Origin of the sequence: Bacillus australimaris, assembly GCF_001307105.1 — a bacterium.
Taxonomy (GTDB): domain Bacteria; phylum Bacillota; class Bacilli; order Bacillales; family Bacillaceae; genus Bacillus; species Bacillus australimaris.
Genome location: NZ_LGYN01000001.1, coordinates 429173 through 445745, shown reverse-complemented (window position 1 = coordinate 445745; position 16573 = coordinate 429173). Strand labels below are relative to the sequence as shown.

At 41.7% G+C, this 16573-nt stretch carries 18 protein-coding genes; 15 read left to right on the top strand and 3 right to left on the bottom strand.

Features of this window, described 5'->3' with window-relative positions:
• Nucleotides 1-2: 2 nt before the first annotated feature.
• The 4 genes from AKG37_RS02380 to AKG37_RS02365 are packed head-to-tail and all read left to right on the top strand — an operon-like array spanning nucleotide 3 to nucleotide 2235.
• A complete protein-coding gene (locus AKG37_RS02380) occupies nucleotides 3-572 on the top strand; it encodes a nicotinate-nucleotide adenylyltransferase (protein WP_060697406.1) in 570 nt (189 codons plus the stop codon).
• Nucleotides 562-1125 (top strand): bis(5'-nucleosyl)-tetraphosphatase (symmetrical) YqeK, encoded by a 564-nt coding sequence (gene yqeK / locus AKG37_RS02375; RefSeq protein WP_060697405.1) that lies wholly within the window; start codon nucleotides 562-564, stop codon nucleotides 1123-1125. The genes AKG37_RS02380 and yqeK overlap by 11 nt, the downstream gene beginning before the upstream one ends.
• A 13-nt stretch (nucleotides 1126-1138) precedes the next feature.
• Nucleotides 1139-1495 carry a ribosome silencing factor gene (gene rsfS, locus AKG37_RS02370; protein ID WP_003217467.1) on the top strand — a complete coding sequence of 119 codons (357 nt, stop codon included), beginning with the start codon at nucleotides 1139-1141 and terminating at the stop codon, nucleotides 1493-1495.
• Nucleotides 1492-2235, top strand: a complete 744-nt coding sequence (locus AKG37_RS02365) for a class I SAM-dependent DNA methyltransferase (protein WP_060697404.1) — start codon at nucleotides 1492-1494, stop codon at nucleotides 2233-2235. The genes rsfS and AKG37_RS02365 overlap by 4 nt, the downstream gene beginning before the upstream one ends.
• Before the next feature lie 48 nt (nucleotides 2236-2283).
• On the opposite strand, the gene comER is transcribed toward AKG37_RS02365, so the two are convergent.
• Nucleotides 2284-3132, bottom strand: coding sequence for a late competence protein ComER (gene comER / locus AKG37_RS02360; protein WP_060697403.1), 849 nt, complete (start codon nucleotides 3130-3132; stop codon nucleotides 2284-2286).
• Between the two features lie 90 nt (nucleotides 3133-3222).
• Between comER and AKG37_RS02355 the strand changes: the two genes are divergently transcribed.
• The 3 genes from AKG37_RS02355 (at nucleotide 3223) to AKG37_RS02345 (ending at nucleotide 6807) form a co-directional block, all read left to right on the top strand.
• Entirely contained in the window at nucleotides 3223-3852 is a 630-nt protein-coding gene (locus AKG37_RS02355) for a helix-hairpin-helix domain-containing protein (RefSeq protein ID WP_060697402.1), read from the top strand.
• Between the two features lie 65 nt (nucleotides 3853-3917).
• Nucleotides 3918-4487, top strand: coding sequence for a ComE operon protein 2 (locus tag AKG37_RS02350; RefSeq protein WP_060697401.1), 570 nt, complete (start codon nucleotides 3918-3920; stop codon nucleotides 4485-4487).
• A complete protein-coding gene (locus AKG37_RS02345) occupies nucleotides 4480-6807 on the top strand; it encodes a DNA internalization-related competence protein ComEC/Rec2 (RefSeq protein ID WP_060697400.1) in 2328 nt (775 codons plus the stop codon). Before AKG37_RS02350 ends, AKG37_RS02345 begins: the two co-directional genes overlap by 8 nt.
• 39 nt (nucleotides 6808-6846) lie before the next feature.
• On the opposite strand, the gene AKG37_RS18390 is transcribed toward AKG37_RS02345, so the two are convergent.
• Nucleotides 6847-6981, bottom strand: coding sequence for a YqzM family protein (locus tag AKG37_RS18390; protein ID WP_012010638.1), 135 nt, complete (start codon nucleotides 6979-6981; stop codon nucleotides 6847-6849).
• A gap of 237 nt (nucleotides 6982-7218) precedes the next feature.
• Between AKG37_RS18390 and holA the strand changes: the two genes are divergently transcribed.
• A complete protein-coding gene (holA, locus tag AKG37_RS02340; protein WP_060697399.1) occupies nucleotides 7219-8238 on the top strand; it encodes a DNA polymerase III subunit delta in 1020 nt (339 codons plus the stop codon).
• Between the two features lie 133 nt (nucleotides 8239-8371).
• On the opposite strand, the gene rpsT is transcribed toward holA, so the two are convergent.
• Nucleotides 8372-8638, bottom strand: a complete 267-nt coding sequence (gene rpsT / locus AKG37_RS02335) for a 30S ribosomal protein S20 (RefSeq protein ID WP_060697398.1) — start codon at nucleotides 8636-8638, stop codon at nucleotides 8372-8374.
• Between the two features lie 198 nt (nucleotides 8639-8836).
• Here rpsT and gpr point away from each other — a divergent pair, with 198 nt between their 5' ends.
• The 7 genes from gpr to grpE all read left to right on the top strand — a co-directional run bounded on the left by gpr (nucleotide 8837) and on the right by grpE (nucleotide 16566).
• Nucleotides 8837-9952 (top strand): GPR endopeptidase, encoded by a 1116-nt coding sequence (gpr, locus tag AKG37_RS02330; RefSeq protein WP_060697397.1) that lies wholly within the window; start codon nucleotides 8837-8839, stop codon nucleotides 9950-9952.
• A gap of 66 nt (nucleotides 9953-10018) precedes the next feature.
• Nucleotides 10019-11227: a stage II sporulation protein P gene (locus AKG37_RS02325; RefSeq protein WP_060697396.1), complete on the top strand. Its 1209-nt coding sequence runs from the start codon at nucleotides 10019-10021 to the stop codon at nucleotides 11225-11227.
• 13 nt (nucleotides 11228-11240) lie between these two features.
• Nucleotides 11241-11573, top strand: a complete 333-nt coding sequence (locus AKG37_RS02320) for a YqxA family protein (protein ID WP_060697395.1) — start codon at nucleotides 11241-11243, stop codon at nucleotides 11571-11573.
• A 166-nt stretch (nucleotides 11574-11739) separates the two neighbouring features.
• Nucleotides 11740-13578 (top strand): translation elongation factor 4, encoded by a 1839-nt coding sequence (lepA, locus tag AKG37_RS02315; protein WP_060697394.1) that lies wholly within the window; start codon nucleotides 11740-11742, stop codon nucleotides 13576-13578.
• A 115-nt stretch (nucleotides 13579-13693) separates the two neighbouring features.
• Entirely contained in the window at nucleotides 13694-14833 is a 1140-nt protein-coding gene (gene hemW, locus AKG37_RS02310; protein WP_060697393.1) for a radical SAM family heme chaperone HemW, read from the top strand.
• Nucleotides 14834-14914: 81 nt separating this feature from the next.
• On the top strand, nucleotides 14915-15946 hold the full coding sequence (gene hrcA / locus AKG37_RS02305) for a heat-inducible transcriptional repressor HrcA (protein WP_060697392.1): 1032 nt from the start codon (nucleotides 14915-14917) through the stop codon (nucleotides 15944-15946).
• A gap of 62 nt (nucleotides 15947-16008) precedes the next feature.
• The gene (grpE, locus tag AKG37_RS02300; RefSeq protein WP_060697391.1) at nucleotides 16009-16566 is read left to right on the top strand and encodes a nucleotide exchange factor GrpE; all 558 of its coding nucleotides are present in this window, start codon (nucleotides 16009-16011) and stop codon (nucleotides 16564-16566) included.
• The last annotated feature ends 7 nt before the right edge of the window (nucleotides 16567-16573 follow it).

The following is a 16573-nucleotide window of genomic DNA, read 5'->3' as shown; positions in this document are numbered from 1 at the left end:
ATATGAAAAAAATAGGATTGTTCGGCGGTACGTTTGACCCTCTCCATAATGGGCATTTGCTGATGGCGAATGAGGTGCGGATTCAGGTGGGGCTTGATGAAATTTGGTTTATCCCAAATCATCAGCCTCCTCATAAAACAGACCGAAAACGAGCTGAAAGTCATCACCGGGTGAAAATGGTGGAGGCGGCGATTCAGTCTAATCCGCATTTTCGGCTTGAGCTCATTGAAATGGAGCGAGAGGGTCCGTCTTATACGGTAGATACAGTGGATTTGTTAAAGAAGCGTCATCCTGAGGATGAGTTCTTTTTTATGATAGGAGCGGACATGGTCGAGTATTTGTCAAAATGGCACCGGATCGATGATTTGCTTCAAATGATCACCTTTATTGGGATGAAAAGACCGGGCTACGTTGGAAGCACGGCATATCCTCTTTTATTTGCAGATGTTCCAGCTTTTGATGTATCATCGACATTGATTAGGCAGCGAATAGAGCAGGGAATACCTGTCGATTATTTGATTCCGAAAGCTGTTGAGCGTTATATAAAGGAGCATCATTTATATGAATCGTGAAGAAGCATTGAACTGTGTCAAAGAACAGCTAACAGAGCATAGATATACACATACACTTGGAGTCATGGAAACAGCCATTTCTTTAGCAGAACGGTTCGGTGCAGATGCGAAAAAAGCTGAGACCGCCGCTATTTTTCATGATTATGCGAAGTTTAGACCGAAGGAAGAAATGAAGGGGATTATTCAACAAGAACAAATGAACCCTCTATTGCTTGAATATTCGCCCGAGCTTTGGCACGCCCCGGTTGGAGCCTATTTGGTCAAAAAGGAAGCTGGAATTGACGATCAAGATATTTTAACAGCCATTGAATTTCATACCTCCGGCAGACCAGACATGACTTTACTTGAAAAAGTCATTTATGTTGCTGATTATATTGAACCAGGACGTCATTTCCCTGGTGTTGAAGAGGTAAGAGAGCTAGCAGAGCAAGATTTGGATCGGGCACTGATCCAATCATTAAAAAACACTATCAGTTTCTTAATGAAAAAGAATCAGCCTGTCTTTCCAGATACGCTTGCTACTTACAACTCGCTTGTGCGTAAGAACAACTAAGGAGGAATTTTGGATGGATTCATCATCAATTTTAAACGTCGCAGCAGGAGCATGCGATGATAAACGGGCTGAGGATATTATCGCCCTGAATATGCAAGGCATCTCACTTGTTGCAGATTATTTTCTCATTTGTCACGGGAATTCTGATAAACAAGTCCAGGCTATTGCAAGAGAAGTAAAGCATCTTGCAGAGGAAAGTGGAATCGAAGTGAAGAAGATGGAAGGCTTTGATGAAGCAAGATGGGTCTTGATTGATTTAGGTGACGTCATTGCCCATGTGTTCCACAAAGAAGAAAGAGGATATTACAATCTAGAAAAGCTATGGGGAGATGCGCCGAGAGAAACGCTTTCACTTGGCATTAACTCATGATTTATCAAGGGTTTGCAGGTGTGTATGACGAGCTCATGACACATGCTCCTTATGATGAATGGGTTCAGTGGATCCAGCAGTATGTTCAGCCGAATGCGGCCATTATCGATGTAGGCTGTGGAACGGGAGAGATTTCTCTTCGGTTAGCTGAAAAGGGCCACATGGTCACAGGAATTGACCTCAGTGAAGAAATGCTCGCCTTTGCGCAGCAAAAAGCGCAGGCGAAAAAGCAGCCAGTCCAATTTTTACATCAAGATATGAGAGAGGTTACTGGCTTTGAGCAAGCCTTCCAAGCGGCCGTTATTTGCTGTGATTCCTTGAATTACTTAAAAAACGAAAATGACGTCAAAAAAACCTTTAAAAACATGTTTCAGCTTTTAGAAGCAGATGGGGTTTTACTGTTTGATGTCCATACGCCTTATAAAATGGAAGAGGTATTCCCCGGCTCGACTTATGCAGATCAAGATGAAGAGATCAGCTACATTTGGCAGAGCGATAAAGGGGATGACATGTATTCTGTCATTCATGATTTAAGCTTTTTTGTAAAGGACGGAGACGTGTATCAGCGTTATGATGAGACACATGAACAGCGCACATTTTCATTTGAGACATATGCGGCGTTCCTTGAGTCCGCTGGCTTTGAACATATAGAAGTGACCGCTGATTTTACAAATGAAGCCCCCGGGGAATTCGCTGAAAGATATTTCATCTCAGCTAAGAAACCAAAAACCATCGTTTAATAGAACGATGGTTTTTTAAAACCCTTTTTTCGCTTGTTGCAAAGGTCATTAATTTCTGCGATCATCAGTAAACACACTTGGTGGGTACTGATGCGCAACCGCTTCAAGATCTTCAGCGAATTTTTCATGGGTGTTTTGAAAGAGGCGGTGAAACATATCTTGAACACCCGCTTCAAGTGCTTTAATTCCTTCACCAGTGACGCCGCCTTTCACACACACTTTATCTTGCAGTGTCGGAAGGGTATAAACTCTTTTTTCAATCAAACGGCCAAGCCCAACAAGCATATCTTCTGATAAGGTGGTGGCTTCTTCTTTAGATATATCTGTTTCTTCGACGGCTGCTTCAATCATTTTCTGAACGAGAAAGCTGATAAAAGCAGGTCCGCAGCTGACAATATCGGATGCCGCTCTTGTAATCGAATGATCGATCTCAATTGGTGTTGAAATAGAGGAAGCTAACTGTCTTAACGCTGTTTTCGTCATGGCATTGCAAGATGAACCAAAAGTTAAAAGTGATGCGCCTGATAAAGCGCGGTTTGTAATGCTTGGAATCAGCCTGGCTGTTTGACAAGGAACGATATCCTGAAGCTGCTCAGGATGAACCGGACTTGTAATGATGACAATGGTTTGCTGCTCCGTTAAAAGAGGGCTCAGCTCTTTTAAGAGGGGATAAATATCAAGTGGTTTGACACAAACAAAAATGAAATCTTTATTCGTGACAGCCCCTGAAAGCTGTTTTGTTACTTCAAGCTCTGGATGGTTCTTTTTTATATTGAACGCTTTTTCAATGGTTCGGTTTGTAATGGTGATGGATGAGGGATTGACTGCCTTTGATTCAATAAATGCCTCAGTAAGTATGGTACCCATGTTTCCTGTACCGATTAACCCTATATTCAAACGTTCTCCCTCCTTAGACGCATAGGATCTGTTATCTTCTAAACAGTATGTTAAGCAGTGGAAAAATATGATTGAAAGAAGCGTGAGCAAGTGAAACGACTCCTTCCATTAAAAAAATACAGTCTTTATATTACAGCTGGACTTATAGTCGTGATCATCTTCAGTTTCTTCTTTTTCGCAGGAAAAAGGGAGGGCAGCAAAGAGCCAAGTGTATTGAAGGGAAATAAAGACACGCAAGTCACATTAGAAGACAAACAAGAAAAGGCGGAAAATGAACCATCATCCATTTTTGTAGAGGTCAAAGGAGCTGTAAGAGAGCCGGGTGTTTATACGTTTCAATCTGATGCACGGGTAGAAGAAGCGATTCAAAGGGCAGGGGGCTTTACTAGTAAAGCAGACACGTTTGACATCAATCAAGCAGCAAAATTAGAGGATAGTATGATGATTTATGTTCGTAGCGAGGGAGAAGCGGAGAGACAAACGCAGACAGCATCAGCTGACGCGTCATCGGGTATTGAAAAGAGCCAGGGTGTCAATGTCAATCAGGCCGATGCATCGGAATTGCAAACCATTAACGGCATAGGGCCGGCTAAAGCAGAAGCCATCATTGCGTATCGAGAGGAACACGGAGAATTTCAGCAAATTGAAGATTTGCGGAACATTTCTGGGTTTGGGGAAAAGACCATTGAACGGCTGAAAAGTCAATTGACCGTCAAGTAGAATTGACGGTATAGAAGAAAGGCATGTACACTTAATACCAACCATCATTCTGGAGGGATCAGCTCGTGGAAAGAATTTCATGGAATCAATATTTTATGGCACAAAGCCATTTGCTTGCTTTACGAAGCACGTGTGAGAGGTTAGCTGTTGGGGCGACCATCGTAAGAGACAAGCGCATCATTGCAGGAGGATACAACGGCTCCATTGCCGGTGATGTTCATTGTGCGGATGTAGGGTGCTATGTCATTGATCATCACTGCGTTCGAACCATACATGCGGAGATGAACGCTATTTTACAATGTGCCAAATTTGGAGCACCTACAGCTGATGCTGAAATATATGTTACACATTTTCCTTGTTTACAGTGCTGTAAAGCCATCATTCAAGCGGGCATACGAACAGTGTATTATGCAAAGGATTATAAAAATCATCCATATGCTGTTGATTTATTTGAGCAGGCGGGTGTTCAAACGGAGCAAGTTGAATTAGATGAAATGATTATTGACTTAAAAAATCAAGAAAAATTGGCCTTTGTTGCAGATTTAATCGGCAAGCTGAGTGAATCAGGACTTAGCGAAACAGAAATTCGTGAAATGCATGAGAAGGCGAATCAATTATTTACTTCCTATGTTTAAATATTTGCCGTTTGGGGCAATTTCAGCAGCTGTTGGAATTGCTCTGGCTGCATATCATCTTCATATGTATTTCCTACTCTTTTTTCTCATCATATTACTTCTCAGCCTACAGAAAAAAATGCCCCAGCTCTTTTTGATGGTCAGCCTCTGTGGGGCTGTCTATACACTCATTTTTATGGTTCATGAGTCTCTTGAAGCGGATCAACCCACAATAGAAAAACCCCTTTCCGGTTCCGTTGTCATTGAAAGCATTCCGAAAATAGATGGTAATCGTTTTTCAGCGACTGTATCAACATATCATGAAAAACTAGCCACTTTTTATACAATTCAAACAGAGCAAGAAAAAGAGGCGTTAAAAGAGGTAGAACCTGGTATGAGCTGTCTCATGACAGGTGATGTTCGTCCAGCTAAACACGCCAGCATTCCTAACGGATTTCAATACGATCAATTTTTAAAAACAAAGGGCATTGATGCTATTTTCCTGCCACAGTCAATCGAAAACTGTACAAAAAAAGGTGGTTCTTCCTATTACTTTCAAATGATGAGGCAAAAGGGCTTGCAATTCTTAGAGGAACATGTACCAAAACACTCTGTTGGGATTGTACAGGCACTTATTTTTGGCGAGCGTGAGTTGATAGATCCTGATACGTTAAGAGACTATCAAATGCTCGGCATTATTCATTTACTAGCGATCTCAGGATTACATGTGCAAACGCTTCTTGCGTGTTTATTTTGGTGCCTTCTTCGTGCCGGCGTCACAAGAGAGACAGCACGTATTCTTTTATTATGCTTTCTCCCTGTTTATGCTTGTTTGACAGGTGCTGCACCATCTGTTTTAAGAGCTTGTCTCATGGCAGGAATCTATTTAGTGATTACGAGTCTGCCAAAAGAAATGAAACAGCCTTCAGCGGTGGTATTAAGCGTCACGTTTTTACTTCTATTAGCGATTCATCCTCTTTATTTATTCGATATCGGATTTCAGCTTTCATTCGTGGTGACGTTTTTTATTTTGTTATCGACTAGGATTCTATCAAAAGCGAAAAGTTCGGTGATGCAGTTATTCCTTATCTCCTTCATAGCGCAGCTTGCTTCGCTCCCTGTTCTTTTATATCATTTTCATCAATTTTCTTTGCTGAGCGTCCCTTTGAACATGATATTTGTCCCTTTTTATACGACAATAGTGATGCCTCTGTCCTTATTCTTTTTTCTTCTGTCTATCGTTTATCTTCCGCTTGGACAAACGCTGTTTCAGCTGCTTGATTTGGTGATCCAGCTTAGTCATCAATTGTCAGCTTATCTGGCTGTTTTTGATGGATTCAATTTGATTTTTATGAAATCGACTTGGTGGCATCTTCTTCTTGAGGTGATCGCTATTATTTTTCTTTTATTTGTGATGGAGTGCAAAACTCCTGTGACATCGTATGCTTTGCCAATTCTTCTTATTATTGGTGTCTTAAGTGCCCACTATTTCACCCCGAATTTTCTCCAAAAAGGGGAGGTTACGATGCTGGATGTAGGTCAGGGAGATAGTTTGTTTATTCAGCTGCCCTATCGAGAGGGGCACCTGCTTGTAGATACAGGGGGCAAACTTTCTTTTGAAGAAGAACCGTGGAAAAAAAGACGTAAAGTGTCTACGATCGGTGATCAAACGCTGATTCCATTTCTGCATTCTAAAGGTATAGCCAAACTTGATGTCCTTATTCTGACGCATGCAGATCAAGACCATATGGGAGAAGCGGTTCGTTTAATCAAGCGAAATAAAATAAAGCGTCTGGTCATACCAAAAGGTTTTGCCAGGAGTCCAGAGGATAGAGAGCTGTTAAAAGAAGCAGCTGATCAAGGGATCCTAATTGATGAATTAGAAAGAGGAGATCAGCTTCAGGTTGGAGAGCAAATATTTGAGGTTCTTCATCCGTCGCATGATCGGGTGACAAGTAAGAATAATGATTCACTTGTTCTCACCTTGACTCTTGGAGGGAAGCGTTTTATGCTCACTGGAGATCTTGAACAAGAAGGGGAGAGAGACATCATAGAAGCCTTTCCTCATCTGCGAGCAGATGTTTTAAAGGTTGGACATCATGGGAGTAAAGGGTCAACAAGTGAGGAATGGCTTCAGCAGCTGAAGCCGTCACATGCACTCATTTCCGCAGGTGAACACAATCGTTATCAGCACCCTCATCAGGAAGTCTTGAAAAAATTAAAGGATCATCAAACGAAGCTGTATCGTACAGATATCAATGGAAGTGTGACCTATGAATTTCTCGGTGAGGATGGAACGTTTTACACTCATCCTCCATATGATATCTTACAAAATCAATAAAAAAACTGCCGAAATGGCAGTCGTGTAACATTCATGAAGTTAAGATCCAACGAGGTGTATAATAGTTGCCAAAATAAACATTGAGGCGAAAAATCCGAATGTGACAATAAAACCAACGGCTGAGTCGGTCACATCATTCCGCTTGCTTTGAACATTTTTTTCAAATTCATTCATTTTCATCCCTCCTGGCTATTTTTAGTATACTTGAACTCATTTGGAATTGCTAGAAGGTAAAGTAACCGTTTTCCATTTTCATGATCATTTTATGAATATCGTCTGACTGCAGGCTGACCCGGGAGCTTGCGCCGGACGTTTACTATAAATGAGGAGGCGGCACTTTCAGCTTCCTCTTTACTAATGTCTTCACACACTTTAGGATAGAGGAGGAAGTGAAAGAGAGGGATTCAATTTATGGTCTTTGATGTATGGAATAATTTAAAACGAGGGGATATCCATCCCGTTTATTGCTTATATGGGAAAGAAACATATTTACTGCAAGAAACTGCTGCTAAGTTAAGACAAGCTGTGGTAGACGAGGAAACGAAGGATTTTAATTACTCTGTCTTCGATATGGAAGAGGTGCCGCTTGAACAGGCTGTAACGGATGCAGAAACATTTCCGTTTATGGGAGAAAGGCGTCTCGTGGTGATCAAGAATCCTTATTTTCTTACAGCCGAAAAGAAAAAGGAGAAGATTGAGCACGAGCTATCTGTGTTAGAAGCTTATTTGGAAAAGCCAGCGCCCTATACCATTCTTGTGTTATTAGCACCATATGAAAAGCTGGACGAGCGTAAAAAAATAACCAAATTGCTGAAAAAGAAAGCGGCTGTCGTTGAGGCGAAAGAGTTAAACCCAAAAGAAACAACTGATTTCACCATCACACTGGTGAAGACTGAAGGAAAGGCGATCACATCTCAGGCGGCTGAGCAGCTTGTGATGTTATGCGGAGGGAGTCTATCCTCTCTGTTCCAAGAGGTTCGGAAGCTAAGTACATATATTGGAGAGAGGAATGAAATTGAGTTAGCGGATGTCAATCAGCTCGTTGCAAGAAGCTTAGAACAAAATATTTTCGAACTGATTAATCAAATTGTCAACAGGCGCCGCTCTGAGGCCATGCAGATGTTTTATGACCTGCTGAAGCAAAATGAGGAACCTATTAAAATTTTGGCACTCATTTCAACTCAATTTCGATTGATTTTACAGACGAAGTACTTCGCTCAGCAAGGCTATGGGCAAAAACAAATTGCTTCAAACCTAAAAGTCCACCCATTCCGTGTCAAACTCGCTATGGATCAGGCAAGACTGTTTTCAGAAGAAGAGCTCAAACAGATCGTCAAAGAACTCTCAACGATTGATTATGAAATGAAAACGGGTAAAAAGGACAAACAGCTATTGTTAGAATTGTTCCTGCTTCGACTATTAGGTGCTTAAACATAAAAAAACGACCTTCTAAAAAGAGGGTCGTTTTTGTTTAGATGTATAATTGCCAGTCTGTCCTTAAGGCTGAGCCGGTCAGGACGGACGTACAGTTAAACAGTGCCTCATCTCTGAGGCGTTGCAATCATTATGCAGAAAGTCCGTTTACTTGTTTAGCAAGTCTTGATTTGTAACGCGCAGCTGCGTTTTTGTGTACAAGACCAGTTTTCACGGCTTTGTCAATACGTTTTGCAGCAGAAGAAAGAGCAGCTTTTGCTTGCTCAGCATCGTTGTTAGCTACAGAAACTTCAACTTGTTTAATCGCAGTACGCATCGCAGACTTGATTGTAGTGTTGTGTGCACGGCGTTCGTTATTCGTTTTTGTACGTTTGATCGCTGATTTAATATTTGGCATGTGTTTCACCTCCTAAGATACAACCTAAACACAATTGTCTTAAGGTTAAATCTTCACAATAGAACAAATTGTATTCTACCAAACACACCTTTAGAATGCAATATAAATGTAAAGTATTTTTCATTGATGAAGCGCTCGAATGTTTCTTCAAAGAGATGGAAAGACTACTGTTAATTACTTGGTGGAAGGAGTCTTTTGATGGAGAAACAGAAACTCGATTTAAGTGCTTATCAAATTAGGACAGACTTGGCTGTTGAAACAAAAGAGATACTAGAACAAGAGAACGATCCGAATGTCGTCAAAAAGGATGGGATTCAAGGGATTGTCGAAAAGGAAAAAGATGAGCAGGGCATTCGTATACGCACGGTGGAGATCACAAAAGAAGGGGAGGAGCTGACCGGCAAAAAGGCAGGAACCTATTTGACGTTTGAGGCGCAGGGCATTCGGGAGAAAGACTCTGAGATGCAAGAAAAAGTCGTCGAAGTCTTTGCCCATCATTTTGCTCAGTTTTTAAAAGACCGAGGCATTCAGGCGGATGCGAGCTGTCTTGTAGTAGGACTGGGAAACTGGAATGTCACGCCAGATGCATTAGGTCCTCTCACGGTTGAAAACCTTCTTGTGACCCGCCATCTCTTTGAATTGCAGCCGGAAAATGTACAGGAAGGCTATCGCCCAGTTTCCTCTTTGTCACCTGGTGTAATGGGGCTGACTGGTATTGAAACAAGTGACATCATACAAGGCGTGATTGAGCGGTCCAAGCCTGATTTTGTCATTGCTGTCGATGCCCTTGCTGCTCGTGCGGTGGAACGAGTGAATACAACGATTCAAATCTCAGATACAGGCATTCATCCTGGTTCTGGTGTAGGGAATAAGCGTAAAGAATTAAGCAAAGAAACATTGGGGATTCCAGTGATTGCAATTGGTGTCCCGACAGTGGTTGATGCAGTGACAATTGCAAGTGACACGATTGACTATGTGCTAAAGCATTTTGGTAGAGAACTAAAAGATGATAGACCGTCCCGCTCTCTTGTGCCGGCTGGTCTGACATTTGGAAAGAAAAAAGTGCTGAATGAAGAAGATTTGCCTGATGAAGAGACGCGGCAATCCTTCTTAGGCATCGTAGGAACCCTTCCTGAAGAAGAGAAAAGACAGTTGATCCATGAAGTGCTTGCGCCGCTTGGACAAAACTTAATGGTCACACCAAAGGAAGTAGATACATTCATCGATGACATGGCGAACGTACTCGCCAATGGATTAAACACTGCGCTTCATCAAAAAATCTCTCAAGATAACATGGGTTCATATAATCATTAATCGGTTCTACTTTCTCTAGCTCGCTCATAGTGTAATTACTAGAAAGCGTGCTGGAGGGAGTAAATCATGAAAAAAAGACCCCGCCGTCCTCGACAGTTGGTCGTTGCGATTAATGGAACCAAAGTAGTAAAGAGCATTTTCTTATTTATTGCCTCTCTTGCTGTAGTGTTTGTGATGTCAGGGGCTTTAACATCTTTAAAACCTGAGCTGAGGCCGCAAGCCTCGTTATATGGTGTAGCAGATGAGCTCTCGGGAGCATTTTTTGCCACATTAATGGGCATGGAAAACCAATATTTCGCCTCAGCAGTTCCGAAAGATCAAAAAGGATTTCATTTCTCTGGACTGTCACTCAAGCTTGCAACCAGTATCAATTTAGAAGACCCGCGCAGCTTTTTGGGAAGAGAACTTCCAGGCTTTGAACACTTTGATACAAAAATCATCTTAGCGGGTGAAGGTACAGATTATACCAACATGCCAATGGAATCTCCTCCGCCAAGTGAAGTCATCCAAGATGAAAAAGAAGCCAATTTGGCTGAGCTGGACAAGCTCGATGAAGATGTGCCGGAAAAGCCTGCCAAAGAGCCGGACCGGTCAACAGGAAAACGAAAAGCTGTGTACATTTATCACACACATAATACGGAATCATACTTACCATTTTTAAAAGGAGAAACGAATCCAAACAATGCACGGCACTCAAAAGTCAATGTCACACTTGTCGGCGATATGTTTGGAAAGGCGCTTGATCAGCAAGGAATCGGTAATACGGTCGACAAAACGGAAATTGAAAAAAGGCTGCTGAAAAAAGGATTAAAGTATCCGCAGTCGTATAATGAATCAAGATTGGTCGTGAAAGAAGCCTTAGCGAAAAATGATGATCTCGATTATTTAATTGATATTCACCGGGACTCAAGAAGAAAGAAAGATACGACTGTCGAAATCAATGGGAAGAAATATGCGAGAATTGCGTTTGTTGTAGGGAAGAAGAATCAAAGTTATGAGAAAAACCTAAAGCTTGCGACAGAGTTCCACCACTTGATGGAGAAAAAATATAAAGGTCTCAGTGTCGGTGTGTTTGCCAAAGGAGAAATTGGCGATAATGGAATCTATAATCAGGATTTATCCGACAAAGCTCTTCTTTTAGAATTCGGCGGAGTGGATAATAATATGGAAGAATTGAAAAATGCATCCAATGCAGCGGCTGATGTATTCAGCGACATTTTCTGGGACGCAGAAAAGGTGGACGGCAAAGCAAAGGATGAGAAAAAAAGCTCTTAAGGTGGTGACGGGAATGGGCTCATTTATTGGAAAAACCATTGTTTTAGGATTGGTCTTGCTATTTGGCGTCTTTTTAGGAATGCAGCAAGCGAATAATGGCATGCTGCAAATGAAGGGTTACCATGATCCCCAATTAAAAGGGGCTTTCTCCATTCAAATGAACGACGATGAAGAAAAAGAAGCTTCTATCTTAGGGACGGCTGTTACAGAAAAGGATCTTGCTGAAAAACAAAAGCAGCTTGAGGAAATAGAGAGCTTTAATGCCTTTTCCAAGGCAGGAAAAGCCCTGTCTGATGGCATGACACATGCAGCCCGTTCTCTTTATGACTGGGTGAATGGGAAATAAACGAATCCATTACACACGATATAAATTGTATTTCATGAGATATCACCCTTTTGATCAAAGCCGCTGACCGTTGAGCGGCTTTTCTTGATTTCGATTGAATCTTTACAGCCCTATTGATATAATCTAACCTAGCGCAACCCGCGTTTTATAGTAGGAGTGATAGATTGTGACAGATAAAGAAAAACGATTAGAACGGCAATCAAGAATTCGAAATTTCTCCATTATCGCCCATATTGACCATGGGAAATCCACATTGGCGGACCGTATTTTGGAAAAAACAGCGGCGATTACTCAACGGGAAATGAAAGAACAGTTACTTGATTCCATGGATTTAGAGCGTGAACGCGGCATAACGATTAAATTAAACTCTGTCCAGCTGAAATATCAGGCGAAGGATGGAGAAGAATATATTATGCACCTGATTGATACACCAGGGCATGTCGACTTCACCTATGAGGTATCTCGAAGCCTTGCTGCCTGTGAGGGTGCGATTCTCGTAGTAGATGCAGCACAAGGAATTGAAGCACAGACACTTGCGAACGTTTATTTAGCTCTTGATAACAACTTAGAAATTCTTCCGATTATCAATAAAATCGATCTGCCAAGTGCAGAGCCTGAGCGCGTAAGAGAAGAAATTGAAGATGTCATCGGGTTGGATGCGTCTGAAGCTGTTCTCACCTCTGCTAAGGCGGGTATCGGGATCGAGGATATTTTAGAACAGATCGTTGAAAAGGTGCCGGCACCCGCTGGTGATCCAGAAGCACCTCTTCAAGCCCTCATTTTTGACTCTCTTTACGATGCGTATCGCGGCGTCATCGCGTACATACGAATTGTTGAAGGAACCGTCAAGCCTGGTCAGAAAATCAAAATGATGGCGACAGGTAAAGAATTTGAAGTACTTGAAGTCGGCGTATTCACACCAAAAGCCATGCCAACAGACGAACTCACCGTTGGAGATGTTGGCTACTTAACAGCTGCCATTAAAAATGTCGGTGATACTCGAGTAGGGGATACGATCACAAGTGCAGAGAACCCTGCGAAAGAAGCACTGCCAGGATACAGAAAGCTAAACCCAATGGTGTACTGCGGACTTTATCCAATTGATACAGCGAAATACAACGACTTACGTGAAGCGTTAGAAAAGCTTGAATTAAATGATTCTTCACTTCAATATGAGGCAGAAACATCCCAAGCACTTGGCTTCGGTTTCCGTTGCGGGTTCCTTGGAATGCTTCATATGGAAATCATCCAAGAACGGATTGAACGTGAATTTAAAATTGATCTCATTACAACAGCGCCAAGTGTTATTTACGATGTGTATATGACAGACGGAGAAAAAATCGTTGTAGATAACCCGTCCAATCTTCCTGATCCTCAAAAGATTGAGCGAATTGAAGAACCATACGTGAAAGCAACAATGATGGTGCCGAATGACTATGTAGGCTCTGTGATGGAGCTTTGCCAAGGAAAGCGCGGTAATTTCATTGATATGCAATATCTTGATGCGAACCGCGTGAGCATTGTGTACGAAATTCCTTTGGCAGAGATCGTATATGAATTCTTTGATCAGCTAAAGTCCAGCACAAAAGGCTATGCGTCCTTTGATTATGAGCTGATTGGCTACCGTCCATCGACGCTAGTGAAGATGGATATCATGCTGAATGGCGAAAAAATCGATGCCCTTTCCTTTATCGTTCACCGAGATTACGCATATGAACGAGGTAAGATCATCGTAGAAAAGCTAAAAGAACTAATTCCACGCCAGCATTTTGAAGTACCGATTCAAGCAGCAATCGGTCAAAAAATCGTTGCTCGTTCTACCATTAAAGCGATGCGTAAAAACGTACTTGCAAAATGTTATGGTGGAGACATTTCCCGGAAAAGAAAGCTTCTTGAGAAGCAAAAAGAAGGGAAAAAGCGCATGAAGCAAGTGGGCTCTGTTGAAGTCCCGCAAGAAGCATTTATGGCCGTGCTAAAAATGGACGACAGCGCACCGAAAAAATAACATCCTCAAGGCAACCTGCTTTACAATGTCTGCCTTGACGTTTATAGTCGAAAACAAACAAAGGTGCCGCAGCGATAAAACTGCGGCTCTTTACCTGTAAAGAAGGTGTCATCAAATGAAAGCAGCATACATTCACATTCCATTTTGTGAGCACATTTGTCACTATTGTGATTTCAATAAATTTTTCATTAAAACGCAGCCAGTCGATGAATATTTAGCAGCTCTTGAAAAAGAGATGCAGCACACAATCGATCAAAAAGGTGAGCAGGAACTAAAGACGATTTTTATTGGCGGGGGAACCCCAACGTCATTGACCGTCAGCCAGCTAGATCAGCTTATGAACAGTATTCACCGCGTATTAAAGCCGACAAAAAACCTCATTGAATTTGCGGTAGAGGCAAATCCGGACGAATTATCGCTTGAGAAACTGCAAGTGCTAAAAGCAGCCGGCGTCAATCGGCTAAGCTTCGGCGTCCAAACCTTTGAAGACGATTTGCTCAAAAAAATCGGACGAGTTCATCAAAAGAAAGATGTCCTCACATCTTTTGAGCGAGCAAGAGCGGTTGGTTTTGATAACATTAGCCTCGACCTCATGTTTGGTTTGCCGCATCAAGAACAGCATCATGTGATGGATTCACTTAAGACGGCTTTCTCGCTTGGTGCAGAGCATTATTCGGTTTACTCACTTATCGTGGAGCCAAAAACGGTCTTTTACAACTTAATGCAAAAAGGAAAACTTCATTTACCGCCGCAAGAACGTGAGGCAGAAATGTATGAGCTTGTGATGGATGAGATGGAACGCCATGGGTTAAAGCAATATGAAATTAGCAATTACGCCAAACCTGGCTTTGAAAGCCGGCATAACCTGACCTATTGGAGCAATGAAGATTACTTCGGTTTTGGTGCAGGAGCACACGGGTATGTAGATGGCATCCGTAATGTGAACGCAGGGCCAGTGAAACATTATTTAGAGCTGATTGACCAAACAGGGTTCCCGTATAAGGAAACACACAAGGTCACAAAAACAGAACAGATCGAAGAAGAAATGTTTTTAGGTCTACGAAAGATCGAAGGGGTGAAAAGCGCTGATTTCCAAGCGAAATATGGTGCTGCACCAGAAGCTCTTTTTTCCACTGTTCTTGAAGAATTAGAAGAAAAAGGTCTCATCGAAAAAGATGATATTGGGATTCGTTTAACAAGAAAAGGAAAATTGTTAGGGAATGAAGTATTTCAAGCGTTTCTCGATGAGTTATAATTGACATTTTAATTTGAGTTTGGTAATTTTGTTTATACAATTAGCACTCGTTGAAAGAGAGTGCTAACAGGGGTGATGATGATGTTAACAAATCGTCAGCTTTTGATTCTGCAAGTCATCATTAATGACTTTATTCGTTCGGCGCAGCCAGTTGGATCAAGGACTCTTTCAAAAAAAGAAGACATTACATTCAGCTCTGCGACGATTAGAAACGAAATGGCTGATTTGGAGGAACTTGGTTTTATTGAAAAGACCCATTCTTCATCAGGAAGAATTCCTTCCGAAAAAGGATATCGTTATTATGTAGATCATTTGCTCTCTCCGCGAAAACTGTCGTCTAAAGAGCTTGTGCTCATCCAGTCGGCTTTTCAGGAGAAAATTTTTGAGCTGGAAAAGACAGTTCAAAAATCGGCGGAAATTTTATCAGATCTCACAAACTATACATCGATTGTGCTTGGTCCAAAGCTAAGTGAAAATCGGTTAAAGCAAATTCAGCTTGTCCCTGTTCAGCCAAACAAAGCAGTGGCGATCATGATTACAGACAGCGGTCATGTTGAAAACAAAACCATTACCTTCTCTGAGCATCTCGATGTCTCCGATATTGAGAAGCTGATGAATATTTTAAACAGCCGGCTAGCCGGCGTCCCGATGGATCAACTGAAGGACAGAATGTATAAAGAAGTCGTCATGCTTCTTCGCACGCATTTAAAAGATTACGATCATATTTTAGATGCGCTCGGCAATACATTTACATCGACACAAAATGAATCAAAACTATTCTTTGGCGGGAAGATTAATATGTTGAATCAGCCAGAGTTTCATGACATTGACCGTATTCGTGCTCTTATGATGCTGATTGAGCAAAAGAATGATGTCATGCAGCTGTTTCATCCAAACCAGCAAGGAATCACCATTAAAATCGGTTCAGAAAACAATTTGGAAGCGATGGAGAACTGCAGCTTAATTACAGCTACGTATTCGATTGATCAAAAATCTCTCGGCTCCATTGCCGTCATTGGTCCAACCCGTATGGATTATGGCAGGGTCGTCAGTCTCCTGCATCATGTATCAAAAGACTTGTCAAACGCACTTTCCAATTTGTATGATGAGTAAGGTGATAAAAGATAGGGGCACAGCCCCTTTGTATTTTGAATCTTTTGAGGGAGGTGAACACAATGTCAGAAGATAAACAGACACCTGAGCAAGAAGCAGAGGTTGAAGCACAAGAAGAAGCAGTTCAAGCAGATACTGAGGAAGTAACGCATGATGAACAGTCTGCCTTCCAAGAGAAAATCGATGAATTGCAGCAGCTTCTAGATGAAAAAGAAAACAAAATTCTGCGTGTTCAAGCAGATTTTGAAAACTATAAACGCCGTGCTCGAACTGAAGTAGAGACCGTGCAAAAATATCGTTCTCAACATGTTGTCAGTGATCTGCTCCCAGCTCTTGATAACTTTGAAAGAGCGCTTGGAATTGATCCAGACAATGAGCAGACGAAAAGTTTGTTAGAAGGAATGCAAATGGTTTACCGCCAGCTGGTAGAAGCGTTGAAAAATGAAGGCGTTGAACCAATTGAAGCTGTCGGCAAAGAGTTCGATCCAAACCTTCATCAAGCTGTCATGCAAGTTGAAGATGAAAACTACGATTCAAATATCGTTGTAGAAGAATTGCAAAAGGGCTATAAACTCAAAGACAGAGTTATTCGTCCATCAATGGTAAAAGTAAATCAATAACTACATA